The sequence below is a fragment of the Roseovarius sp. Pro17 genome (assembly GCF_035599575.1).
In the GTDB taxonomy this organism is placed as follows: domain Bacteria; phylum Pseudomonadota; class Alphaproteobacteria; order Rhodobacterales; family Rhodobacteraceae; genus Roseovarius.
The window spans coordinates 205,315-227,788 of the sequence record NZ_CP141179.1 but is presented as its reverse complement, the minus strand read 5'-3'; the positions used below and the strand labels follow the sequence as shown (position 1 = coordinate 227,788).

General features: G+C 61.6%; 22 protein-coding genes and 1 riboswitch. Of the genes, 9 read left to right on the top strand and 13 right to left on the bottom strand.

Annotation, left to right across the window (positions count from 1 at the left end; translation table 11 throughout):
• Positions 1-76: 76 nt before the first annotated feature.
• The 3 genes from gcvP to gcvT form a co-directional block, all read right to left on the bottom strand.
• Positions 77-2,926 (bottom strand): aminomethyl-transferring glycine dehydrogenase, encoded by a 2,850-nt coding sequence (gcvP, locus tag U3654_RS01095; RefSeq protein ID WP_324753528.1) that lies wholly within the window; start codon positions 2,924-2,926, stop codon positions 77-79.
• Positions 2,927-3,040: 114 nt separating this feature from the next.
• Positions 3,041-3,400: a glycine cleavage system protein GcvH gene (gcvH, locus tag U3654_RS01090; RefSeq protein WP_324753527.1), complete on the bottom strand. Its 360-nt coding sequence runs from the start codon at positions 3,398-3,400 to the stop codon at positions 3,041-3,043.
• 21 nt (positions 3,401-3,421) lie between these two features.
• Complete coding sequence (gene gcvT / locus U3654_RS01085; RefSeq protein ID WP_324753526.1) at positions 3,422-4,546, bottom strand: glycine cleavage system aminomethyltransferase GcvT; 1,125 nt, start codon at positions 4,544-4,546, stop codon at positions 3,422-3,424.
• Between the two features lie 159 nt (positions 4,547-4,705).
• Positions 4,706-4,792: riboswitch (glycine riboswitch) on the bottom strand.
• 125 nt (positions 4,793-4,917) lie between these two features.
• Here gcvT and U3654_RS01080 point away from each other — a divergent pair.
• The gene (locus U3654_RS01080) at positions 4,918-5,493 is read left to right on the top strand and encodes a gamma-glutamylcyclotransferase family protein (protein WP_324753525.1); all 576 of its coding nucleotides are present in this window, start codon (positions 4,918-4,920) and stop codon (positions 5,491-5,493) included.
• On the opposite strand, the gene gltX is transcribed toward U3654_RS01080, so the two are convergent.
• The 5 genes from gltX to U3654_RS01055 all read right to left on the bottom strand — a co-directional run bounded on the left by gltX (position 5,490) and on the right by U3654_RS01055 (position 11,029).
• Positions 5,490-6,815, bottom strand: a complete 1,326-nt coding sequence (gltX, locus tag U3654_RS01075; RefSeq protein WP_324753524.1) for a glutamate--tRNA ligase — start codon at positions 6,813-6,815, stop codon at positions 5,490-5,492. The genes U3654_RS01080 and gltX overlap by 4 nt on opposite strands.
• 76 nt (positions 6,816-6,891) lie before the next feature.
• Entirely contained in the window at positions 6,892-7,590 is a 699-nt protein-coding gene (locus tag U3654_RS01070) for an NYN domain-containing protein (RefSeq protein ID WP_324753523.1), read from the bottom strand.
• A 133-nt stretch (positions 7,591-7,723) separates the two neighbouring features.
• Entirely contained in the window at positions 7,724-9,046 is a 1,323-nt protein-coding gene (locus tag U3654_RS01065; RefSeq protein WP_324753522.1) for a lytic murein transglycosylase, read from the bottom strand.
• Between the two features lie 121 nt (positions 9,047-9,167).
• Positions 9,168-10,322, bottom strand: a complete 1,155-nt coding sequence (locus U3654_RS01060) for an alpha-D-ribose 1-methylphosphonate 5-triphosphate diphosphatase (protein ID WP_324753521.1) — start codon at positions 10,320-10,322, stop codon at positions 9,168-9,170.
• A complete protein-coding gene (locus U3654_RS01055) occupies positions 10,307-11,029 on the bottom strand; it encodes an alpha/beta fold hydrolase (protein ID WP_324753520.1) in 723 nt (240 codons plus the stop codon). Before U3654_RS01055 ends, U3654_RS01060 begins: the two co-directional genes overlap by 16 nt.
• Before the next feature lie 71 nt (positions 11,030-11,100).
• Here U3654_RS01055 and U3654_RS01050 point away from each other — a divergent pair, with 71 nt between their 5' ends.
• Together U3654_RS01050 and U3654_RS01045 are read left to right on the top strand one after the other, a co-directional pair.
• Complete coding sequence (locus tag U3654_RS01050; protein WP_324753519.1) at positions 11,101-11,538, top strand: NUDIX domain-containing protein; 438 nt, start codon at positions 11,101-11,103, stop codon at positions 11,536-11,538.
• 7 nt (positions 11,539-11,545) lie between these two features.
• Positions 11,546-12,049, top strand: a complete 504-nt coding sequence (locus U3654_RS01045; RefSeq protein ID WP_324753518.1) for a GreA/GreB family elongation factor — start codon at positions 11,546-11,548, stop codon at positions 12,047-12,049.
• 69 nt (positions 12,050-12,118) lie between these two features.
• Here U3654_RS01045 and U3654_RS01040 read toward each other — a convergent pair whose 3' ends face one another.
• The 4 genes from U3654_RS01040 to U3654_RS01025 form a co-directional block, all read right to left on the bottom strand.
• Entirely contained in the window at positions 12,119-12,589 is a 471-nt protein-coding gene (locus U3654_RS01040) for a GNAT family N-acetyltransferase (RefSeq protein WP_324753517.1), read from the bottom strand.
• 599 nt (positions 12,590-13,188) lie between these two features.
• Complete coding sequence (groL, locus tag U3654_RS01035; RefSeq protein ID WP_324753516.1) at positions 13,189-14,829, bottom strand: chaperonin GroEL; 1,641 nt, start codon at positions 14,827-14,829, stop codon at positions 13,189-13,191.
• 74 nt (positions 14,830-14,903) lie between these two features.
• Positions 14,904-15,191: a co-chaperone GroES gene (locus U3654_RS01030; protein ID WP_324753515.1), complete on the bottom strand. Its 288-nt coding sequence runs from the start codon at positions 15,189-15,191 to the stop codon at positions 14,904-14,906.
• A 198-nt stretch (positions 15,192-15,389) separates the two neighbouring features.
• Positions 15,390-16,082: a DUF2161 domain-containing phosphodiesterase gene (locus tag U3654_RS01025; RefSeq protein WP_324753514.1), complete on the bottom strand. Its 693-nt coding sequence runs from the start codon at positions 16,080-16,082 to the stop codon at positions 15,390-15,392.
• A gap of 109 nt (positions 16,083-16,191) precedes the next feature.
• On the opposite strand from U3654_RS01025, the gene U3654_RS01020 reads away from it, so the two are divergent.
• A complete protein-coding gene (locus U3654_RS01020) occupies positions 16,192-17,112 on the top strand; it encodes a manganese-dependent inorganic pyrophosphatase (protein ID WP_324753513.1) in 921 nt (306 codons plus the stop codon).
• A 341-nt stretch (positions 17,113-17,453) separates the two neighbouring features.
• Here U3654_RS01020 and U3654_RS01015 read toward each other — a convergent pair whose 3' ends face one another.
• Complete coding sequence (locus U3654_RS01015; protein WP_324753512.1) at positions 17,454-18,356, bottom strand: cation diffusion facilitator family transporter; 903 nt, start codon at positions 18,354-18,356, stop codon at positions 17,454-17,456.
• Between the two features lie 119 nt (positions 18,357-18,475).
• On the opposite strand from U3654_RS01015, the gene U3654_RS01010 reads away from it, so the two are divergent.
• The 5 genes from U3654_RS01010 to U3654_RS00990 all read left to right on the top strand — a co-directional run bounded on the left by U3654_RS01010 (position 18,476) and on the right by U3654_RS00990 (position 22,439).
• Positions 18,476-19,351 carry a TIGR01459 family HAD-type hydrolase gene (locus U3654_RS01010; RefSeq protein ID WP_324753511.1) on the top strand — a complete coding sequence of 292 codons (876 nt, stop codon included), beginning with the start codon at positions 18,476-18,478 and terminating at the stop codon, positions 19,349-19,351.
• Positions 19,352-19,502: 151 nt separating this feature from the next.
• A complete protein-coding gene (locus tag U3654_RS01005) occupies positions 19,503-19,946 on the top strand; it encodes a MaoC family dehydratase (protein ID WP_324753510.1) in 444 nt (147 codons plus the stop codon).
• A gap of 71 nt (positions 19,947-20,017) precedes the next feature.
• Positions 20,018-20,947, top strand: a complete 930-nt coding sequence (locus U3654_RS01000) for a bifunctional riboflavin kinase/FAD synthetase (RefSeq protein WP_324753509.1) — start codon at positions 20,018-20,020, stop codon at positions 20,945-20,947.
• Positions 20,944-21,399 carry a YcgN family cysteine cluster protein gene (locus U3654_RS00995; RefSeq protein ID WP_416384541.1) on the top strand — a complete coding sequence of 152 codons (456 nt, stop codon included), beginning with the start codon at positions 20,944-20,946 and terminating at the stop codon, positions 21,397-21,399. Before U3654_RS01000 ends, U3654_RS00995 begins: the two co-directional genes overlap by 4 nt.
• Positions 21,399-22,439 carry a threonine aldolase family protein gene (locus tag U3654_RS00990; protein ID WP_324753508.1) on the top strand — a complete coding sequence of 347 codons (1,041 nt, stop codon included), beginning with the start codon at positions 21,399-21,401 and terminating at the stop codon, positions 22,437-22,439. The genes U3654_RS00995 and U3654_RS00990 overlap by 1 nt, the downstream gene beginning before the upstream one ends.
• Positions 22,440-22,474: the final 35 nt, after the last annotated feature.

The window sequence follows — 22,474 nt, the reverse complement described above, 5'->3', positions numbered from 1 at the left end:
AGATAGCGCACCGCCCCGGAAAACAGAAAAGCGGGCCATCAGCCCGCTTTCCCGTTCACTTAATCCAGCGTCAATCCTACTCTGCCGCCTCGGCATAATCCTCCATCGGCGGGCAGGTGCAGACCAGATGGCGGTCGCCATAGGCGTTGTCGACGCGGTTCACCGACGGCCAATACTTGTCCACCCGGAACGCACCGGGAGGGAAGCATCCTTGTTCGCGCGTGTAGGGACGATCCCAGTCCTTGACCAGATCTTCCATCGTGTGCGGCGCGTTCTTGAGCGGGTTGTTCTTGCCGTCGATCTTGCCGTCTTCGATGTCGCGAATTTCCTGCCGGATCGCCAGCATCGCATCGCAGAACCGGTCCAGCTCGGCCTTGGTCTCGCTCTCGGTCGGCTCGACCATCAACGTACCGGCAACCGGCCAGCTCATCGTTGGGGCGTGGAAACCGCAATCGACCAGACGCTTGGCGATGTCGTCGACCGTGACATGCGCGGATTCGTCAAAGGGGCGGGTATCAAGGATGCACTCATGCGCCACACGTCCGTTTTGCCCCTTATAGAGAACGTCATACGCGCCCTCCAGCCGCTTGGCGATATAGTTGGCATTCAGGATCGCAACACGTGTCGCCTGCGTCAGTCCCTCGCCGCCCATCATCAGGATATAGGCCCACGAGATCGGCAATAGCGACGGTGAACCAAAGGGAGCCGCCGAAACCGGCCCCTGAGTCCCGCCAGTATGCGGATGGCCCGGCAGAAACGGGATCAGGTGCGATTTGACGCCGATCGGCCCCATGCCCGGCCCGCCCCCGCCATGCGGGATGCAGAACGTCTTGTGCAGGTTCAAATGGCTCACGTCGCCGCCCAGATCGCCGGGGCGGCTTAGCCCCACCATCGCGTTCATGTTGGCGCCGTCGATATAGACCTGGCCGCCATGCTCATGCGTGATCGAGCATACGTCGATGACCGTCTCTTCGAACACACCATGCGTGCTGGGATAGGTAATCATGCAGGCAGCCAGCGTTTCGGAGTATTTTTCGGCCTTGGCGCGGAAATCATCAAGGTCGATATCGCCGCGCGCGTTGCATTTCACCGGCACCACCTTCCAGCCGACCATCTGCGCGCTGGCGGGGTTGGTGCCATGCGCGTTGGTCGGAATAAGGCAGACATTGCGCCCCTCCTGCCCCTGCTCGCGGTGATAGGCGGCGATCGACAGCAGTCCCGCATATTCGCCCTGCGCGCCTGAATTGGGCTGCATCGAGATGGCGTCATACCCGGTGATCGAACACAGTTGCTTGCTCAGATCCCCGATCAGCTCGTGATACCCCTCGGCCTGATCCTCCGGTACAAAAGGATGCATTCGCGAAAACTCGCGCCAGCTGACCGGCATCATTTCTGCAGCCGAATTCAGCTTCATTGTGCAACTTCCCAGTGGGATCATCGCACGGTCCAGCGCCAGATCGCGGTCGGCAAGGCGGCGCATATAGCGCATCATTTCCGTCTCGGCGCGGTTCATGTGGAACACGGGGTGTGTCAGGTAGTCGGACGTGCGGTGCATGTCCTTGGGCACCCGGTACTCGTGTGTGAAATCGTCATCTTCATGCACGATGCCGAAGGCACGCCAGACGCTTTCGATATTTTTGGTCCGCGTGCATTCGTCCAGAGCGATGCCGACACGCGTCTCGCCGACGCGACGCAGGTTGATGCCTTCGTCCAGTGCCGATTTCATCACGGCGGCCTGCAACGGCCCGACATCGACGGTGATCGTGTCGAAAAACGCTTGCGGGTCGACCTGGAATCCGGCCGCCTCCAGCCCCTTGGCCAGACGAACCGTCTTGCGGTGGATACGCTGGGCAATCGCCTTTAGCCCCTTGGGTCCGTGGAAAACCGCGTACATCGACGCCATGACAGCCAACAAAGCCTGCGCGGTACACACATTGCTGGTAGCCTTTTCGCGTCGGATATGCTGCTCGCGCGTCTGAAGCGCGAGGCGGTACGCACGGTTGCCATGGCTGTCGATGGAAACACCCACCAGCCGCCCCGGCATCGCGCGCTTGTACTCATCCCGGCAGGCCATGTAGGCCGCGTGCGGACCGCCATAGCCCAGAGGCACGCCAAACCGCTGCGTGCTGCCAACGGCGATATCGGCGTCCATTGCGCCCGGTTCCTTGAGCAGGGTCAGGGCCAGTGGATCGGCGCTGACGATGCCAATCGCACCCTCTGCATGCAGCTGCGCGATATGGTCGGTGAAATCACGCACATGCCCGTACGTGCCCGGATACTGAAACAGCGCGCCAAACACCTTGCTGGCGTCCATCTTGTCCGGATTCCCGACGATCACCTCGATGCCCAGAGGCGCCGCGCGTGTCTGCACCAGCGCGATGTTCTGCGGATGGCAGTCACGGTCGACGAAAAACGCCTTGGCCTTCGATTTGGCCACGCGCAGCGCCGTCGTCATCGCCTCGGCGCAGGCCGTCGACTCGTCCAGCAGCGACGCGTTGGCGATCTCGAGTCCTGTCAGGTCACTGATCATGGTCTGGAAGTTCAGCAGTGCCTCCAGCCGCCCCTGAGAAATCTCGGGCTGATAAGGCGTGTAGGCTGTGTACCATGCCGGATTCTCAAAGATATTCCGCTGGATCGCAGGTGGCGTGACCGTACCATGATACCCCTGCCCGATGAGCGAGACGAGAACCTTGTTCTTGCCCGCCACCCGGCGCATGTGATGCAGCAATTCCCGCTCGGACTTCGCTTTGCCGAAATCCAGCGGCTCCTTCTGGCGGATCGCTTTTGGCACCGTCTCGTCGATCAGCGCCGCAAGGCTATCGACCCCCAGAACCTTGAGCATTTCGTCCATTTCGTCTGGCGAAGGGCCGATATGGCGCCGGTTGGCGAAATCATAAGGCAGATAGTCGGTGGGCTCGAATGCCATGTCACACTCCATCAGGTTCGGGATGCAAGGCAGGCCGCACGCGGCGCCCTGCCCGGCTTTCACGGTTCCAAAAATACTCCCGCCGGAGGCCGTCCCCCGGCAGGCCAAAGGCGCCTAGCCGATGAATTTCTTGTAGGCGGCCTCGTCCATCATGTCGTCAAGCTGGCTCATATCGTCGGCCTTCATCTTGAACATCCAGCCTTTGCCGATTGCGTCCTCGTTGACGGCGCTGGGCGCGTCTGTCAGCGCCTCGTTCACCTCGACGATTTCGCCGTCGATAGGGGCCAAAATATCGCTGGCGGCCTTGACGCTTTCGATGACGACAATATCGTCATCCTTGACCACCTCTTTGCCAACATCGGGCAGTTCGATGAAAACGATGTCGCCCAGTTGCTCGGCGGCGTGCTCGGTGATGCCGACGACGATCACGTCATCCTCGACGCGCAGCCACTCGTGCTCTTCTGTGTATTTCATGCCTCGGATCTCCCTCTGTGTTCAGCGTTTGAAGTTTGCAGGTTTGAACGGCAGCGCCACGACCGTGGCGGGCAGACGCTTGCCGCGAACCTCAGCGTAGACTGTCGTGCCGGGCGCCGCCAGATCGCTGGGAACATAGCCCATCGACATAGGCGCCTCGATGCTCGGACCGAACGCGCCAGAGGTGATCACGCCGATGGCGGTTTCACCAGTCTCGTCGGCGAACAGCGGCGTACCTTCGCGCATCGGCGCGCGGCCACTGGGGCTAAGGCCGACGCGGCGGCGATCCGCCCCCTCCACCAGCTGCGGCAGGATCACGTCGGCGCCGGGAAATCCGCCCGCGCGTTTACCGCCCGAGCGGCGCACCTTTTGAATGGCCCAGCCCAGATTGGCCTCAACCGGGGTCGTGCCTGCGTCAATGTCGTGCCCATAAAGGCACAGCCCCGATTCCAGCCGCAAGCTGTCGCGCGCGCCAAGGCCGATGGGCTGCACAGCCTCATGCGCCAACAGAGCGCGCGCCATTTCTTCGGCCCGACCATCCTCGACGGAAATCTCGTAACCATCCTCGCCGGTGTAGCCCGAGCGCGACAGCCAGACCTCGCCATACTCCGAGGGCAGCACCGCCACGTCCATGAACCGCATGGCCGCTGCACCGGGCACCAATGCCTCCAGCACACCCTCAGCGGCCGGACCTTGCAGCGCCAGCAGGGCGCGATCGGTAATCTCGATCACCTCGCAGCCGGGCATTTTCTCGACCATGCGGGGAATATCGGTATCCTTGCAGGCGGCATTGACCACGACGAACATCTCTTCGCCGCGCCGCGCGATCATCAGATCGTCCTCGATCCCGCCAAGGTCGTTAGTAAACATCGCATAGCGTTGACGCCCATCAGCGAGGCCTATCGCATCGACTGGCACCAGTGCCTCCATCGCCGCAGCGACCTCGGCGTAGCCACCGGGCGCCCGGATGATGACCTGTCCCATATGGCTGACGTCGAAAAGGCCCGCCTCGGCGCGGCAGTGCAGATGCTCTTTCATCACGCCCATCGGGTATTGGACGGGCATGTCGTAGCCCGCAAATGGGACCATCTTGGCCCCCAACTCGCGATGCAGCGCGTTCAGCACCGTCACCTTCAGATCGCTCATTCCGGCCTCCTGCCATGGCTGCCGCGCTGATGAAAATCAACGTCGACATCGCAAAGACGCAAATACCCGCAAACAGGCCACGTCACGATGCCCCCTCTGTCCTTTTGCCTGAGATCGCTATCCCTTCGGCGCCCCAAACGGGGTCTCTCCAGAGTTCTGATGATTGAAAAGGTCCTGTCGCCTGAGAGTTTCCGGGGCGGTTGCTCCTTCGGCACCGGCTGTCGCCAGTTCTCCCGATCCAATCATGGTCGACGGTAGTATACCGCCTTTGCATCGGCAAGAGGAATTGCATGCGCCCGACGCCTTCAGCTTGATTTGTGGCGCTTTTTGCGCGAAGCCTTCTGAGGAACCAATATGAAAGCGACGCCCCCATGACTGCCCCCTCGCACGCCTATTTTTTTGGCTACGGCAGCCTTGTGAACCGCGATACGCACAGCTTCAAGGACGCGCATCCCGCGCGCCTGAACGGCTGGCGGCGCACATGGCTTCCGACGAACCTGCGCGAGGTAGCGTTTCTATCCGTGGTCGAGGATCAAGACAGCTGGATCGACGGGCTGATCGCCCCGGTGCCGGATGCGGATTGGCATGCGCTGGACATCCGAGAAGGCGCGTATGATCGCATCCCGGCGCAGCATATGGTCAGGCATCCCCTGCCTCACAGCCCGCAGATTGCCGTCTATTCCGTCCCGCGGAACTACGACGGCGCGGCGAAGGGCGGCCATCACCTGCTGCTGAGTTACATCGACGTGGTCGTGCAGGGATATCTGCGCGAATTCGGGTCGGGCGGCGCGCAACATTTCTTTGACACGACAGATGGATGGGACGCGCCGGTGCTGGACGACCGGGCCGATCCGCACTACCCGCGCGCCTGTCGCCTTTCGCGCGGCGAAAGGGATGTGGTCGACGACGGCCTCGCAAACCTGCCTGTTGAGATGCGCCGCGCCTAACCGCGCGCGCGGATCACCTGCAACAGCGGTAGCACTTGCGCCATTTCAGGCCCATGCGCCTGCCCGGTCAATGCCTTGCGCAGCGGCATGAACAGCGCCTTGCCCTTGCGCCCGGTCTCTTCCTTTACGGCGGTGGTCCAGATGCCCCAGCTATCCTGGTCCAACGGGCCTTCGGGCAGCAGCGTCATCGCGGCGGCGATGAATTCGGCATCCTCATCATCGATCACCGGCTCGGCGCCGTCGCGGAACATCGCCCACCATGCGTCCAGATCGGCCAGCACCGTGATGTTGCCGCGCGTAACCTCCCAGAATTGAGGGGCCAGATCGTCCGGCACGCCAAGGGCCGCGATGCGCGCCTTGACCTCACCGTAGTCCAGCCCTTGCAGGTAATGCGCCGTCAGCGGAAACAGATCCTGAACATCAAATTTCGTCGGTGCCGAGCCAAAGCGCGAGATGTCAAAGCCCTCAATCAGCGCGTCCAGATCAGTTCGCAACTCAACCGGATCAGCAGAGCCAAGGCGTGCCATCAGGCTCAGCAAAGCAGCGGGCTGAATACCTTGCGCGCGCAGATCGCGCAAACTGAGCGTACCGAGGCGTTTGGACAGCGATTCGCCCTGCGGGCCGGTCAGCAACGAGTGATGTGCAAAGTTCGGCACATGCCCGCCCAGCGCCTCGATGATCTGAATCTGGGTGGCGGTATTGGTCACATGATCCGACCCGCGCACGATATCGGTCACGCCCATTTCGGTATCGTCCACAACAGACGCGAGCGTATAAAGCACCTGACCATCGCCACGGATCAGAACCGGATCGCTGACCGAGGCCGCGTCGATGCTGATATCGCCCAGCACGCCGTCATTCCACTCGATCCGCTGCTGATCCAGCTTGAAGCGCCACACACCTGGCCCACGCTCGGCGCGCAGACGGTCCTTTTCAGCATCGTCCAGCGCCAGAGCGGCGCGATCATAGACCGGCGGGCGGCCCATGTTCAGCTGCTTCTTGCGCTTGAGGTCCAGTTCGGTCGGGGTCTCGAACGCCTCGTAGAAACGGCCCATTTCGCGCAGTTTATCGGCGGCATCGTGATAGCGATCCAGCCGCTCGGACTGACGCTCGACCCGGTCCCAATGTAGGCCCAGCCAGTCGAGATCCTCTTTCAGTCCGTCGACATACTCTTCCTTGCTGCGCACCGGATCGGTGTCGTCGATGCGCAAGATAAAGGTGCCACCCGCCTTGCGCGCGATGAGCCAGTTCATCAGCGCGGTGCGCAGGTTGCCGACATGGATGTAGCCGGTGGGCGATGGGGCGAAACGGGTGATGGTCATGGCACGCAGATCCTTGAGCCTCGGGGGGTCGCGCAGGATGTGTCACAGGGCGCGCTTGTTGTCCAGATTCACGCCGTCAGTCCATCCGCCTCACCATCAGCTGATTGCCCTCGCGGCGCGTTTCCAGCACCTTCATCGCAGCGATCAGATCGCTCAGCTTTTTGTGGCCGTAACTGCGGGTGTCAAAATCGGGATTGGCGGCGGTCATCTGCTGGCCAAGGCGGCCCAGCGCATACCAGTCGCTGTCCTGATCGATGCTGTCCATCGCCTTGAACAGCAGATCGCGCGCCTCGTTTATGTTCTGCCCGCTCGGCTTGGCCGGGGCATCCTCGGGCGCGCCGCCGAGGTTTTCGAGATAAATGAACCGCTTGCAGGCCTGTCGAAACGCTTCGGGCGTCTTTTTCGCGCCGATGCCGAAAACGTCCAGCCCCTGCTCGCGGATGCGGCTGGCCAGCCGCGTGAAATCGCTGTCCGAGGACACCAGAACGAACCCGTCAAAGCGACCGGAATGCATCAGATCCATAGCGTCGATCACCAGAGCGATGTCGCTAGCGTTCTTGCCTACGGTATTGGCAGGCTGGTGATGCGGCACAAGGCCGAATTCGGCCTGCACCTTGTTCCAGCCGCTCATCTGCTGGGACGAGAAATCGCCGTAACAGCGACGCACCGACGCCTCGCCAATACCGGCGATCTCGTCAAAGATGGCCTTGGTCCATCGGGGCGAAGTATTGTCGGCGTCGATGAGGACGGCCAGAAGGGGAGTGCTGTCACGCATGGGATTGCTCCTTTTGCCGCCCTTCATGCCCTATCTGCGCACGAGGGGAAAGACGCCTCCGGCGGGAGTATTTGAAGAACGATGAACGCGCGGTGGCGCCTTAGCCATCAAAGCAGCGACAAGGCGTCGTTTGTTAGCCCCCCAGCGCCTTCAGCAAGTCTTGGGTTGGAAAACCATCCGCGCTCAGCCCGGCGGATTTTTGAAAGGCACGGATCGCATCGATGGTATTGGGGCCGATGATGCCGTCAATCTTTTCCACGGCGAAACCCTTGCGCTGAAGCCGGCGCTGGATTTCCTTGCGTTGGGACGAACTGATCGCGCGGTGCTGGCGGGGCCAGACGGCCTGAATCGCCGGGCCACCCTTTAGCCGGTCGGACAGGTGCCCAACGCCGATGACATAGGCGTCAGCCTTGTTGTAACGCTCGATCACGGCGAAATTGTCAAAGATCATGAAGGCCGCGCCAGACGCGCCGGCAGGCAACAGGATCGCAGCCTTGCCGTAGTTCGGCACTGCGCGGCCCTGCACATCGCGGATCCCCTCAGCGGCCCAAGCGGCTGGGCTGCGCGTCAATGAGCGGCGAGCGCGGACAAGATCGAACCCCTTCGGCAGGCGCACTTCGACGCCCCAGGGCTGGCCCTTTTTCCAGCCGAAATGCTTGAGATAGGCGGCTGTCGAGGCCAGCGCATCCGTGGGATCGTCCGACCACAGATCACGCCGCCCGTCGCCTGTGAAATCGACCGCGTGGGTCAGGTATGAGGTCGGCATGAACTGCGTATGACCCATCGCGCCCGCCCAGCTACCGGTCATGGCGCGCGGGACCACGTCGCCGGATTGCACGATTTTCAACGCTGCAATCAGCTGCTCTTCAAAGAACGGGCCGCGCCGCCCGTCATAGGCCAGTGTCGCCAGCGATGCGATCAGGGGGTTGTTACCTCGCGCCGCGCCAAAGGCACTCTCGAGCCCCCAGATCGCGGTGACAACCGCCTTGTCGACGCCGTACCGCGTCTCGATCCGGTCCAACGTGGCGCTGTGGCGCGCCATCGCCTTGCGCCCGTTGGCGACGCGCGCGGACGAGACGGCAGTGTCAAGGTAGTCCCAAATCTGTTTGTTGAATTCCGACTGATTGCGATCCAGTTTGATCACACTGTGGTCGTATTGCACCTCTGCAAAAGCTGCATCCAGCGTATTTCTGCGAATGCCGGCTGCGACGGCGCGGCTGCGGAACCCCTTGATCCAGTTGCGAAAGCCGGGATCGGACGTTGCAACTTGCTGCACGCGCGCTTTTTGCAGCCCCTCGGGACGCAGGACAGGGCGCTGCACGGCGGGTCCGGTTGCAGCCACCCTCAAGTCATCGGGCCGCGTATCTGATTCTGGCGCATTGCCCAACTCAGCCAGCGTGACACCCGGCACCGCCAGCAGAAGCAGCGTGGCCCCTTTGCGAATCCAATGCATCATATCCTGCCCTCTTTGCCTGTTTTTTTGTTGCACAATACGCAACAATCGGCATTTGCGAAAGCGTTTGCTTGAACGCATCTGCAAGGTTTCGCCGATGGTTCGCCGATGGGCAGGCCCGCAGTCAGCCGATCAGTCGTTCGGCCGCCACGCCGGTGAGGTGACTGATGCGCCCACCTGCGACCGTGGCCACGATGCGGCGCGTGGCGCTGTCGATCACTACCAGATCGGCGCGCTGTCCGGGCGTCAGATCGCCCCGATCCGCAAGCCCCAAAACCTCCGCCGGCCCCTTTGATACCAGATGCCAAGCGCCCGCCAGATCTAGCACGCCCGCATCTGCCAGCAAGAAGGACGCGCGCCTGAGCGATGGGTAGTGGTAGTCCGATGCCAGCGCATCGACGAGGCCCATCGCCACCATGTCGGGCGCGCTGGCATTGCCATTATGCGAGCCGCCGCGCACGACGTTGGGCGCGCCCATGATGATTGCGTCGCCCCCTGTGCGTGCGGCTTCGGCGGCCTCGATCGTTTCCGGAAACTCGGTAATCGGTACGCTCAATGCACGCCATCCTGCACGCCCATCGGCGCTGCGATCATCGTGGCTGCCCATTACCACGCCAGCCGCTGCCAGATCCGCGCAAAGCCGCGCCAGCGCCTGCGGCACGCGGTGCATTCCGGCATGAAGGGCCTGCATCGCCGCCAGGTGCTTTTCGGGGTTACGCCCGATACGAAGCGCCTGCCCGGTCAGGCGCGGTGGACGCTTGCCCGCCGCTAGCGCGTCGTGGGGCAGGTGATCATTAAAGACGACATAGCCAATATCATGCGCCGCGATGAAATCGGCGACAGCTGTGTAATCGTCGACCATCGACGTCTCGAACCGAAGTTGCGCGCGAAGATCGGTCGCCACCTCACCGCGTATCCGCCCCAGCCCCTCCATCACGGCTTGGGCAAAGTCGGGCCCGCGCATGCCGCCTTCCCAGCTATAGAACTGGGCGAGAACGGCAGTGGTCACGCCATTCGCCGCCAGCTCGGCCTCGGCGGCGATCAGGCCTTCGCCGATATCCTTCATCGCACCGCGTCTGGGGGCCAGATGACGCTCGAACCCGTCACCATGGACGTCGACGATGCCGGGCAGAATGGTAAATCCGCTTAGATCAACCGCGCGTCCGCCGCCTCGGGCGATGCGCCCGCCTGCGATGCTGATCGGTGCACGCTCCAGCCCACCCGGGCGCAGTACATCAGCACCTTCAAAACATAGCTCCAGCGTCACGGACCGCTCCACCAGAACAGGTCTTTCAGGCTCATGTCATGATCGAAGGCCCCGGTTTTCAGAAACGTCTCGACCTGCGCGATGACCATGGGATTGTTCATCATAAAGGTGTGGGTCACCGGCAATTCGATATGATCCGCCATTCCGTCGACCCGCGTCGAAGCAACCGAGACTTTGCCATCGTCCGGCCCCTCCAGCAGCAGCGAGAAATAGGGGTTGAGTGAGCGTGTTCCGGCAATGACGCCCAGCTCAAAATCGACGGCTGGCAGGTTTTCGGTGAAGGTATCAGGGCCGGTGTCCAGCTGCATCCCAGCCGGGCCGTTAAACCACTCGAACAGCTCAAGCCCGTCCAGTTCGTCGACCACCTGACTGCCATGATTGGGCGGGGCCATCATCACGACGCGCCCCAGATTTTCGGGCCTGTGTGCCGGCAGCCACGCGCGCAGCAGGATGCCGCCCATGGAATGGGTGACGAAATGTACCGTATCGTCGCCGCAGGCGGCAACGGCACCCGGCAGCACCTCGTCCGCCAGCACGGAAATGCGCGCCTCGGTCGAGGGGTAGGACGGGCGTACAACCTGCATCCCTTGGGCCTTCAGCGCCTCCTCCATCACCAGAAACGACGCATCGCTGCGCGCAAGGCCATGAACCAATATTGCGCAATCGGCCAACGCCGGTGCAGGCAGCGCAAGCGCCGCTATGAAGCCCAATGTTTTCATCCTTGACGAGATATGCGCAAACTGGTCGCACGAAAAGACCCCCTTGGACCGTTATTGGTGAAAGTCCGCCCATGCCCATTCGCCTCGCCGCCCGCGCGGTCCTGATTCACGACGGCAAGCTCTTGCTGGTCAACGCCTATCCCGGTGATGCCAGTAATCTGTGGTGCGCGCCCGGCGGTGGCGCAGAAATGCATGTGGGGCTACCAGAGAACCTCGCGCGGGAGGTGTATGAAGAGACGGGGTTAAACATAACGGTCGGCGCACCCTGCCTCGTGAACGAATTTCATGCGCCGGATCGCGGCTTTCATCAGGTCGAGATATTCTTTCGCTGCACGCTGACCAGTGGCACGCTAAGCCACGATTGGCGTGACCCTGAAGGCATCGTGACCCGCAGGCGCTGGTTTCACGAGAATGAGCTAGCAAGCGTCCGACTAAAACCGGACCGCCTGCCGGATGTCGCTTTTTCAACAGGCATCGCCTATGATCCGCTGGAAAACATTGTAAGTTGAGACTGATATGAACAAGGCCTTCACCAAGGAAGACGACGGCAGCACCACGCCACAGCGGCTGGACGATCTGCCGATCTCGCCACATCCCAATCACGTCACGCCCGCGGGGCTGGCGCAGCTTCAGGCGCGCGCCGAGGTGCTGGAGGCAGATGTCGCCCGACTGCGATCTGCGCCAGACGATCCCGAGGCATCCTACCCCCTTGCCGTGGCCGAACGCGATCTGCGCTATGTCGAGGCGCGCATCAGCTCGGCCATGCTGGTAGCGCCGCCCGATGGCGACTATCCCCGCGTGCAATTCGGTGCGGTGGTCGACGTTCTGGACGAGGACGGTCGCTCTGCCACGTATACCATTGTTGGCGAAGACGAAGCAGACCCCGACGCGGGTCTGATCGGCGCCCCCTCGCCCTTGGCACGCGCGCTGCTTGAGGCGCAGATCGGCGATGTGGTCGAGTGGCCCCGCCCCAGCGGCATGATCGAGCTTGAGGTCACGGCCATCCGCAAGGCGCAATGATGCAGCGTAAATGCGCAGTCGTCCGGCACGATACACCCGGCCAGCGCGAGCGCCGAAACAACAACCGTATCAGCGGCTTCCAAACGCAGCCGGATAAATCAGGGACGTATTGTCTGTGGCCCCACCCGGCCCGGCCAGCATCACCTCGGCACCGTCTATAGATGCGGTGACGAACCCGGCACGCTCGAAAAACCCGGCAGGCCCCGTCGTCACCACATGCCGCCCGCTCAGACGCGCCCATTCGCCCAAAACGCCAATAAGCCGACGGCCATGCCCGCTGCCCTGCCAGTCAGGGTCGATAGCGACCACGGCGACGCACAGCCAATCTTCTGGCGCGCGCATCCGCGACAGCGCGTAATAACCAACGACGCCTCCCTGAAACGGCAGTACCACTTCGCCCGCGATATCACCCGCACGGCGCAGTGCCGCCACCAGCTGTGCCTCGCGCACGCCATCAAAGGCGCGGTGCAACAGCGCATCGATCGCGCCCTCTTCGCCGCGCCGCATGTCACGACTGAACTCCGGAAATCGCAATATCATGATCACGTTCTACCACGTCGAGGCGCGGGAGGCATCTGCGAAACTCGACCGCTCCCGCCGCTTCCTGCCACTTTTATCAATGGCCCCATGGAGCCAAGGCACAATTCAAAAGCCGAATTGGAAAAACGCTGGGCCGCCACCAGGCGCGGCCGCTTATCTGGACTGCGCAACTGATAGCGGCGCTGTGGTATTCTCAGATTGGCGGACAGAAGGTTGGTCAATTAGCACCGAGGGATACGATCACTCTCACAATTTGGGCTTCGAGCGACAACGTGCGCTTTTCGTAGATCCTGCGGCGGATGCCAGCACCAGTAAGAGGCATTGGCCGATGGCAGCCTCAGAATAGGGCAAACGCATCACATGCTCCCAAACAGGCATGCGACACACCTTTGCACACATCAGAGAGAGACCATAAGTTCAGCTCAGATTAAATGTCACAGGCCTTGCTCACCTCGGACTATTGCCGTCGGGGGCCAATTTCTCTTTTTGCGAGGCCGGTGGCACAATGAAAAAGGGGCCGCCCGGTAAGGCGACCCCTTCATTATTCGGCGTTTGGTTTGATGCGGTCAGTTGAATTCGCGAAGCGAAATCAACGTATCTTACATCATTCCGCCCATGCCGCCCATGTCGGGCATGCCGCCACCGCCTGCACCCTCTTTGGAGGGCTTGTCGGCAACCATGGCTTCGGTCGTGATCAGCAGACCAGCGATCGAGCCTGCGTCCTGAAGTGCGTGACGCACAACTTTGGCAGGGTCGATAACGCCGAACTTGAACATGTCGCCATATTCTTCGGTCTGAGCGTTGAAGCCGAACTTGGGATCATTGCTCTCGCGGATCTTGCCTGCAACAACCGAACCGTCGACGCCCGCGTTCTCGGCGATCTGGCGCAGTGGTGCCTCGAGGGCTTTGCGCACGATCGAGATACCGACCGTCTGGTCGTTGTTCTCGCCGGTCAGACCTTCCAGAACCTTGCCAGCCTGGATCAGAGCAACACCGCCGCCAACGACGATACCTTCCTGAACAGCAGCACGGGTCGCGTTCAGCGCGTCATCGACACGGTCCTTGCGCTCTTTGACTTCGGTTTCGGTCATGCCACCGACGCGGATAACAGCAACACCGCCAGCCAGTTTGGCCACGCGCTCTTGCAGCTTCTCTTTGTCGTAGTCGCTGGTGGTCTCTTCGATCTGGTTACGGATCTGAGCGACGCGCGCTTCGATCTCGGCCTTTTCGCCAGCGCCATCAACGATGGTGGTGGTGTCTTTGGTGATCGAAATCTTCTTGGCCGAACCCAGCATGTCCATCGTGACGGACTCCAGCTTCATGCCCAGATCTTCGGAGATGACCTGACCGCCTGTAAGGATCGCGATATCCTGCAGCATCGCCTTGCGACGATCGCCGAAACCGGGGGCCTTGACGGCTGCGATCTTGAGACCGCCGCGCAGCTTGTTGACGACCAGCGTGGCAAGTGCCTCGCCTTCGACGTCCTCAGCGATGATCAGCAGCGGCTTTTGCGACTGAATGACCTGCTCGAGCAGCGGAACCATCGGCTGAAGGCTCGACAGTTTCTTTTCGTGCAGCAGGATGATGCAGTCCTCAAGGTCGGCAATCATCTTGTCGCTGTTGGTCACGAAATAGGGGCTCAGGTAGCCGCGGTCGAACTGCATACCTTCGACAACATCGGTCTCGGTCTCGAGGCCTTTGTTCTCTTCGACGGTGATGACACCCTCGTTGCCGACCTTTTGCATCGCGTCTGCGATCTGCTGGCCGATTGCTGCTTCGCCGTTGGCGGAAATGGTGCCGACCTGCGCGACTTCTGCGCTGTCGGACACGTCACGAGCGGCTTTGCGGATCTCTTCGACGACTTTGGCGGTCGCGAGGTCGATGCCGCGCTTCAGGTCCATCGGGTTCATGCCCGCTGCAACCGATTTCATGCCTTCCTTGACGATGGCCTGTGCCAGAACCGTCGCGGTGGTGGTGCCGTCACCGGCCTCGTCATTGGTACGCTGGGCAACTTCCTTGACCATCTGCGCGCCCATGTTCTCGAACTTGTCTTCCAGTTCGATCTCTTTGGCGACAGAGACACCGTCCTTCGTGATGCGCGGTGCGCCGAACGACTTGTCGAGAACCACGTTGCGGCCCTTGGGACCCAGCGTGACCTTGACGGCATCGGCCAGGATGTTGACGCCCTTGAGCATCTTGTTGCGGGCGTCGGTGCTGAATTTGACGTCTTTAGCAGCCATATCTCAATTCCTTCGAATTAGTGTTTCAGGTCAATGCACGCCTGCCCTATGGGGCGGCGCGGCATCGCGCGATATCAGGCCATTTTGCCCAGAATATCGCTCTCCTTCATGATCAGCAGCTCTTCGCCGTCGATCGTGATTTCTGTGCCCGACCATTTGCCGAACAGGATGCGATCGCCGGCCTTCACGGCCATTTCGATCAGCTCGCCGCTATCCTTGCGGGCGCCTTCGCCGACCGAGACAATTTCGCCTTCGCTGGGCTTTTCTTTGGCGCTATCGGGAATGATCAGACCGCCCTTGGTCTTGTCTTCACCTTCGATACGGCGAACGAGGACGCGGTCGTGCAGCGGTGTAAATGCCATCTCTGAGGCTCCTTAACTCAAAATTACGTTTATACGGCCCTATGTTGGGCCGCTAGCACTCACTCTGGGCGAGTGCCAACAACCGGTAGGTAAGCAAGCCTCACGACGAAGTCAACTGGCTCATGTTGGAAATGAGCGCCGTAGATATGAACGCTCAGAGGCGCCGGATCACACGGAACGCTTAGCGCCCGATTCACCTCAGTATTGACCTTTGTTGACGAAATAACCGCCGCTGATGCGCGCTTCTCCCAAGATTGCCGCGCCCGCCTCGCTTAGCGCATAAACGCCGCGCTCCACACGAAAGAACCAGCCGTGATGATTATCGGCCATGATTCGCGTGGCGCGACCCACGCCCGTCGCGCGCGCCACCTCGGCCCCCTTTGCCATACCCGCATCCACCAGATGCGCAGCGCAGGCCAGCGCGTCCTGCCGATAGGACGTCATCACCTGCCCATTCGTGCCGCCATGCGTCGGATCGCCCACGCGCGCCTCGAATTCGCGCATCAGCCGACCGCGCTTCTTTGGCGATTTGCGCGGCTGAAACGGGCCGGGTGCGGCGTGCTGCTGAACTTCGCCTCCGGCGATCTGCACCGACAGAACGCCCAGACCCAGTCGCCGGCACAGCCCCACATTGCCCTTGAACGCGCGCCAGCCCGCCTTACCCCGCCAGCGCGGAACAGCGACATAAACCAGATCGCAGACCGCCTGCCGCGCCACAGCCTGTTGCAGCAACACCAGCGAAAATCCCAGCTTCAGCTCGACGATGGTCAACTCGCCGCCCTTTTGCGCCACGACGTCGGCCGCACCCACCTCGCCCTTGACGGTGTATCCCTGCGCGCCCAGCCACGCCTTGACGGGCGGATAGAGATCGGTTTCGGCAATTTTTTCCACAATTTTATCCATATGGGCCCAGATTGACCGCCCCCCGCCCCCGTGACAAGCCCGCATCGCGCGCATATAAGGCGCGCAAAATGCAACGCTCAGCCAAGGATCGCGCCTCATGACAACTCTCGTTTTCGGCCACACCTCCCCCGACACGGACAGCACCGGATCGCCCATCATTTGGGCCTGGTATCTGAATGAGATCAAGGGCGAGAGCGCCAAGCCGGTCCTTCTGGGCAAGCCAAATACCGAGGCGGCGTTCGTTCTGAAACGCTGGAACCTCGAGACGCCCAAGATCATCGAGGACGTCGAGTCCGATCAGTCGGTCGTCATCGTCGACACCAACAACCCGTCCGAGCTGCCCGCAAACATCAACAACGCCAATATCCTCAGCATCATCGACCATCACCGCCTCGTCGGCGGGCTGGAGACGCGCGGCCCACTGGAAATCCGGATCGAACCGCTGGCCTGCACCGCCACCCTCATGCACAAGATGATCGGCAAGGATATGGCCCGGATGCCCGAAGGTATCAAAGGCGCGATGCTGTCCTGCATCCTCAGCGACACGCTGGAATTCCGCAGCCCGACCACAACGGACGAGGATAAGGCAATCGCGCATGATCTGGCCAAGGATCTAAGCATTGATATCGGCGATTACGCCGCCCAGATGTTCGCCGCGAAATCCGACGTTTCGGCATTCTCGGACGCTGAACTGCTGCGCATGGACAGCAAGGAATTCGAGCTGCCGGGCACCAAATTCCGCGTCTCGGTTCTGGAAACGACCGCGCCCAAGGTCGTGCTGGACCGCAAGGACAGCCTGATGAAGTCGATGGAGACGGTCGCAGCCGAAGACGGCGTCGATCAGGTGTTGCTCTTTGTTGTGGATATCCTCAACGAAGAAGCGACGCTGCTGATCCCCAACGATCTGGTCAAAGGCCTGGCCGAAAAATCCTTCGGCGCCGCGCCCACAGGCGACACTGTCGTCCTGCCCGGAGTGATGAGCCGCAAAAAGCAGATCATCCCCAACCTCAAGGTCTAAACCAAGACCGGACTACCCCACCCGGTGGCGCTGGGTGGGGTAGGCTTGATCGTGAATGCGATAACCTATGCAGCCCTTTCTGCGCGACAGGCGGCAGTCGGTCGCGCGAGAGTGGCGCACCCGTGAAAAGATGCTGCTGACGCTCGCAATCTCGTCGGTGGGTGGCCGGCGGCCAAGCTGGCGCAGCAAATTCTGCGGCACAAGAAGCCCAAGCAACCCGTCGCATTTATGCTGAACCTGATCGGAATGGCATAGGGCTGGGCATCGCTACTGCTTTTGCGGCGGTGGCACTTTACACAGCGCGCTGAACGGCACCAATACTTCGCGAAAAACCTCTGCGCTCACATATCCAGCTCGATAGTCGCATGGCCGATGCCGTGCCGCGTTTCCAGTCGCTCGCGGATTGCGGCCTTGGCCGCAGCCGGATCAACACCATCCTTCAGCGCGATGGTCATTGTCACCATTGGCCGCTCTTGCGTAACCGACCACGCGTGGACATGGCTGACGTCGCGCAATCCCGGCACTTCGGCGCACAGATCCTCGACCACCTTGCGCCGATCGAATCCGTCAGGTGCGCCTTCCAGCAATATATGCCCACTTTGCGCCACCACGGCCCACGCCGAGCGTAGAATGATCAGCGCAACCAGCACCGACAGGATCGGGTCGATCGGCGTCCAGCCGGTCCAGATAATCACCAGCGCCGCGACCAGTGCCGCGACCGAGCCCAGCAGATCACCCATCACATGCAGAGCGGCGGCGCGCACATTCAGGTTTTCACCCTCACCGCCGCGTGTAAGCACGACGAAGGCAATGATATTCACCAGCAGGCCGCCCAGCGCGACCCACAGCATGACCCCGCCCAACACCTCTTGCGGCGCACTCAGTCGGTGGACCGCCTCCCACATGATCCATGCGGCAATGGCGAATAGCGACATGCCGTTGACAAAGGCTGCCAGCACCGAAAAACGATCAAAGCCATATGTACGCTTCCAATCCGCAGGACGGCGGGCCAGCCGGAACCCCAGCCAAGCCAGCATCAGCGACGCGAAATCGGTCAGCATATGCCCCGCATCCGCAATCAGCGCGAGCGAGCCCGAGATGACACCCCCAACCACCTCCGCCACCATAAAGGTGCCGGTCAGCGCGGCGGCAATGGCGATCTTGGTCTCGTTCTTGGGGATGTGGGAATGTCCCCCACCAGAATGATCGTGGCCGCTGTGGCCGTCGTGTGAATGGTCTTGCATGCTGTCCAGCCTTTTTCGTCACCCTGCCTCGCTCTGCGACGGGCTGCAACCGCACACGCCTCTGGTCTTGGCCCCATGCGCCTGCCATATCTGGCGTAATCGCCAAGCAGGAGACCGCCATGACGCAGATCATCAATTCGCTCGCCGAAATTTCCAGCCGCTACGACGCGCTGTTCGTCGATCTCTGGGGGTGCCTGCACAATGGCGTGACAGCCTATCCAGACGCAGTTCAGGCGATGCAAACCTATCGCGCGGGCGGCGGCACGGTCGTTCTGGTCACCAATTCGCCGAAACCCCGCGTGGGCGTCGCGGCACAACTGGGCCAGTTTGGTGTGCCCAAGGACGCCTATGATTCCATCGCCACCTCTGGCGATTCGGCGCGCGCGGCAATGTTTCGAGGCGCTGTGGGCGAAAAAGTCTATTTCATGGGCGAATGGGAACGTGACGAGGGGTTTTTTGCCCCGATGAACGTGATCGAAAACCCGGTCGACATCACCCGTGTCCCACTGGATGAGGCGACCGGCATCGTCTGCTGCGGCCCGTTCGATCCGATGGCCGACCCGTCGGTGAACCGCGCCGACTTCCTCTATGCCAAGCAAAAGGGAATGAAGCTGCTCTGCGCCAACCCTGATATCGTCGTCGACCGGGGCGACACGCGCGAATGGTGCGCGGGCGCGCTGGCGCGGCTTTATACCGAAATGGGCGGCGAGAGCCTTTATTTCGGCAAACCGCACCCACCGATCTACGATCTGGCACGCCGCCGCCTTGCCGCCCTTGGCAAGGATGTGGGCGAGGCCGGCATACTGGCCATCGGCGATGGCATCGGCACCGATATTGCCGGGGCGATGGGCGAGAACCTCGATTCGCTCTTTATCACCGGCGGACTTGCCGCGTCCGAGACGACCAATGGCGATCAGCCCGATCCCAAGCTGCTTGAAGCCTATTTCGAGCGGGAAATGACCAGCCCGACCTATACAATCGGCCATTTGCGCTGACCTGAGGCGCGCGGCGTTCCGGCCAAAGCCCCTCCGCTGGCAATGAAAGCCACTTTAGGGGGTTGATTTTCTGCGCCTGCAAAGTAATAAAGTTCCAATATCGGGCGCCATGGCGTCTTAATATTACCTACAGGACCACTCGGAGGGCCTTATGTTGGACAATATGCCACGCGGAACGATCTGCATCGAAGACATTGAAATGGGCATGACGCGCCATCTGCGCAAAGTCATCACCGATCGCGATATCGAACTCTTTGCCGAGGTTTCGACCGATCGCAACCCGGTGCATCTGGATGACGACTATGCGCGTGACACCATTTTCGAGGGACGTATTGCGCATGGAATGCTGACCGCCGGTCTGATTTCCGCCGTCATCGGCGAGCAGTTGCCCGGCCACGGCACCGTCTACATGGGCCAGTCGCTTAAATTTCTCGCGCCCGTGCGCCCCGGCGACATGGTCCATGCCGAGGTCGAGGTGATCGCGATCGACCATGCCAAGCGGCGCGTTCAACTGGACTGTCGCTGCATGATCAATGGCAAAAAGGTGCTGATCGGTGAGGCGACCGTCCTCGCGCCCTCGCGCAAGTTCGACTGATCGCGAAACACCTGCGTCCTTTGCGCGCATCGTCGCTTGCGAAGGGCGATGCGCCGCGCTAGGCCTCACCCATGCGTATTTTCCGCGATTACAAGGCCGTTCCGGCCTCAGCCAAAGGCGCTAGCGCCGCCATCGGTAATTTCGATGGCGTGCATCTGGGCCATCGTGCGGTGATCGATCTGGCCCGCAATAGCAGTGCTGCGCCGTTGGGCATCCTGACGTTTGAGCCGCATCCGCGTGAGTTTTTCGCGCCCGATGCCCCGCCCTTTCGCCTGATGAGTCCTGCCGCCCGTACCAGCCGCCTGGCCAAGCTGGAGGTCGATATCCTCTACGAGCTGCCCTTTAACGCTGCGATGGCCGCGCTTCCCCCCCACGAATTCGCGCAAGGTGTGATCAAGGACGGTCTCGGCCTGTCAAATGTCGTCGTCGGCAAGGATTTTCACTTTGGCGCGAAGCGAGCGGGTGACGCAGAAATGCTGGCCGAATTTGGCTCTGAAATGGGCTTTGATGTCGTCATCGCTGACCTTCTGGAAGGGCAGCGCGGTGAGGTGTCCTCGACCGCGATCCGCACAGCACTCAGCGAGGGGCGCGCACAGGACGCCGCAGCAATGCTGGGCCATTGGCACAGAATCGAAGGCACTGTCATGGGCGGCGACCAGCGCGGGCGCGACCTAGGATATCCCACGGCCAACATGTCGATCGAGGGCCTGCACCCGCCGCGTTTTGGCGTCTATGCGGTGCTGGTCGACGTGCTGAACGGGGCGCATCAGGGACACTATACCGGCGCGGCATCTTTGGGTGTGCGTCCTATGTTCAACGGTGAAATGCCCAACCTCGAAACGTTTATCTTTGATTTCTCAGGCGATCTCTACGGCGCGGACCTGTCGGTCGCCTTGGTCGAATATCTGCGCCCGGAGGCTAAATTTGACAGCCTCGAAGCGTTTATCGCCCAAATGGATGCGGATTGCGCCGAGGCGCGCCGCATACTGGAGGCGTTGTGACCACCCCGTTGCGCCCCCGCTTTTGGGAGGATACGTCCCCGTCCCGCATGACCCGCCCCGAATGGGAGGCGCTCTGCGATGGCTGCGGCAAATGCTGCATGAACAAGCTGGAGGACGAGGATACCGGCGAGGTCGTGATGACCCGCGTGGCCTGCCGCCTGTTTGACGATACCACCTGCCGCTGCGCGCAATACCCGATCCGCCACCAGTTCGTGCCGGAATGTATCGTGTTAAAGCCGACGAACATGGACGCGAACCTCTACTGGATGCCCGAAACCTGCGCCTACAAGCTGCTGTGGCAGGGCAAGAAGCTATACGACTGGCACCCGCTGATTTCCGGCGATCCGCAGAGCGTGCATGACGCGGGCGTATCAATGCAAAGCCGCACGGTCCCCGAGTTCGAGATTGACGAGGACGACTGGGAAGATCACGTGATAGAGGAGCCGACCTGATGTATTTTGCCTCCGACAATTCCGGCCCGATGCATCCTGCCGTCGCGCAGGCGATGATGGCTTCCGATACCGGGTTTCACCCCAGCTACGGCACCGATCCCATCATGGACAGCGTGCGCGCGCAGATCCACGAGATATTCGAGGCGCCCGAGGCGGCCGTTTACCTCGTCGCGACCGGCACGGCGGCCAATGCGCTGGCGCTGGCGACGTTGGCGCAACCGTGGGAGACTGTGTTTTGCACGCCGCTCGCGCATATCAACGTCGATGAATGCCATGCGCCCGAATTCTACACTGGCGGGGCCAAGCTGAGCCTTGTGGGTGACGGCGACAAGATGAGCGCCGACCAGCTACGCGCGCGAATCGAGTCGTGGACCAAAGGCGATGTGCATACGTCCCAGCGCGGCCCAGTACAGTTGACGCAGGTCACCGAAATGGGACGCATCTATTCGCTGGATGAACTGCACGCGTTGACGGGCATCGCGCGCGAATACGGCCTGCCGACCTTCATGGATGGCGCGCGCTTTGCCAATGCGCTGGTCGCGCTGGATTGCACCCCGGCCGAGATAACATGGAAGGCCGGCATCGACGCGCTTAGCCTTGGTGGCACCAAAAATGGCTGTGCGGGGGTCGAGGCGGTGATCTTCTTTGATCCGAAGCATGCGTGGGAATTCGAGTTGCGGCGCAAACGCGGCGCGCATCTGTTTTCCAAACATCGCTATCTATCGGCCCAGATGCAGGGCTATCTGGACGGCGGCATCTGGCTGGAGGCGGCGCGCGCGGCCAACGCCAACGCCGCGCGATTGGCCAGTGGCCTGCACGACGTTCCAGCGTTGGAGTTCGTGCAAGAGCCGCAGGCGAACATGATCTTTGCCACCCTGCCCCGCCACCAGCACCAGCGCCTGCGCGACGCGGGTGCGATCTATGGCCTATGGGGTGAAATCGAGGGCGACCCAGATGAGCGCCTAATGATGCGCCTCGTCTGCGACTGGTCGATTACGCACGAGATGATCGACGAATTTCTGGCTCTGGCCAAGGGTTGATACGGGCGCGAGCCGGGGCGCTTAGACGCCTTGTC

Coding starts and splice junctions, on each gene's coding strand:
- U3654_RS01080 (WP_324753525.1), top strand. CDS start 4,918: ATGACTGCCCCCTCGCACGCCTATTTTTTTGGCTACGGCAGCCTTGTG.
- gltX (WP_324753524.1), bottom strand. CDS start 6,815: ATGACCATCACCCGTTTCGCCCCATCGCCCACCGGCTACATCCATGTC.
- U3654_RS00990 (WP_324753508.1), top strand. CDS start 21,399: ATGTATTTTGCCTCCGACAATTCCGGCCCGATGCATCCTGCCGTCGCG.
- U3654_RS01005 (WP_324753510.1), top strand. CDS start 19,503: ATGTTGGACAATATGCCACGCGGAACGATCTGCATCGAAGACATTGAA.
- gcvT (WP_324753526.1), bottom strand. CDS start 4,546: ATGAGCGATCTGAAGGTGACGGTGCTGAACGCGCTGCATCGCGAGTTG.
- gcvP (WP_324753528.1), bottom strand. CDS start 2,926: ATGGCATTCGAGCCCACCGACTATCTGCCTTATGATTTCGCCAACCGG.
- gcvH (WP_324753527.1), bottom strand. CDS start 3,400: ATGAAATACACAGAAGAGCACGAGTGGCTGCGCGTCGAGGATGACGTG.
- U3654_RS01010 (WP_324753511.1), top strand. CDS start 18,476: ATGACGCAGATCATCAATTCGCTCGCCGAAATTTCCAGCCGCTACGAC.
- U3654_RS01045 (WP_324753518.1), top strand. CDS start 11,546: ATGAACAAGGCCTTCACCAAGGAAGACGACGGCAGCACCACGCCACAG.
- U3654_RS01015 (WP_324753512.1), bottom strand. CDS start 18,356: ATGCAAGACCATTCACACGACGGCCACAGCGGCCACGATCATTCTGGT.
- groL (WP_324753516.1), bottom strand. CDS start 14,829: ATGGCTGCTAAAGACGTCAAATTCAGCACCGACGCCCGCAACAAGATG.
- U3654_RS01000 (WP_324753509.1), top strand. CDS start 20,018: ATGCGTATTTTCCGCGATTACAAGGCCGTTCCGGCCTCAGCCAAAGGC.
- U3654_RS01070 (WP_324753523.1), bottom strand. CDS start 7,590: ATGCGTGACAGCACTCCCCTTCTGGCCGTCCTCATCGACGCCGACAAT.
- U3654_RS01055 (WP_324753520.1), bottom strand. CDS start 11,029: ATGAAAACATTGGGCTTCATAGCGGCGCTTGCGCTGCCTGCACCGGCG.
- U3654_RS01040 (WP_324753517.1), bottom strand. CDS start 12,589: ATGATATTGCGATTTCCGGAGTTCAGTCGTGACATGCGGCGCGGCGAA.
- U3654_RS01030 (WP_324753515.1), bottom strand. CDS start 15,191: ATGGCATTTACACCGCTGCACGACCGCGTCCTCGTTCGCCGTATCGAA.
- U3654_RS01050 (WP_324753519.1), top strand. CDS start 11,101: ATGCCCATTCGCCTCGCCGCCCGCGCGGTCCTGATTCACGACGGCAAG.
- U3654_RS01020 (WP_324753513.1), top strand. CDS start 16,192: ATGACAACTCTCGTTTTCGGCCACACCTCCCCCGACACGGACAGCACC.
- U3654_RS01065 (WP_324753522.1), bottom strand. CDS start 9,046: ATGATGCATTGGATTCGCAAAGGGGCCACGCTGCTTCTGCTGGCGGTG.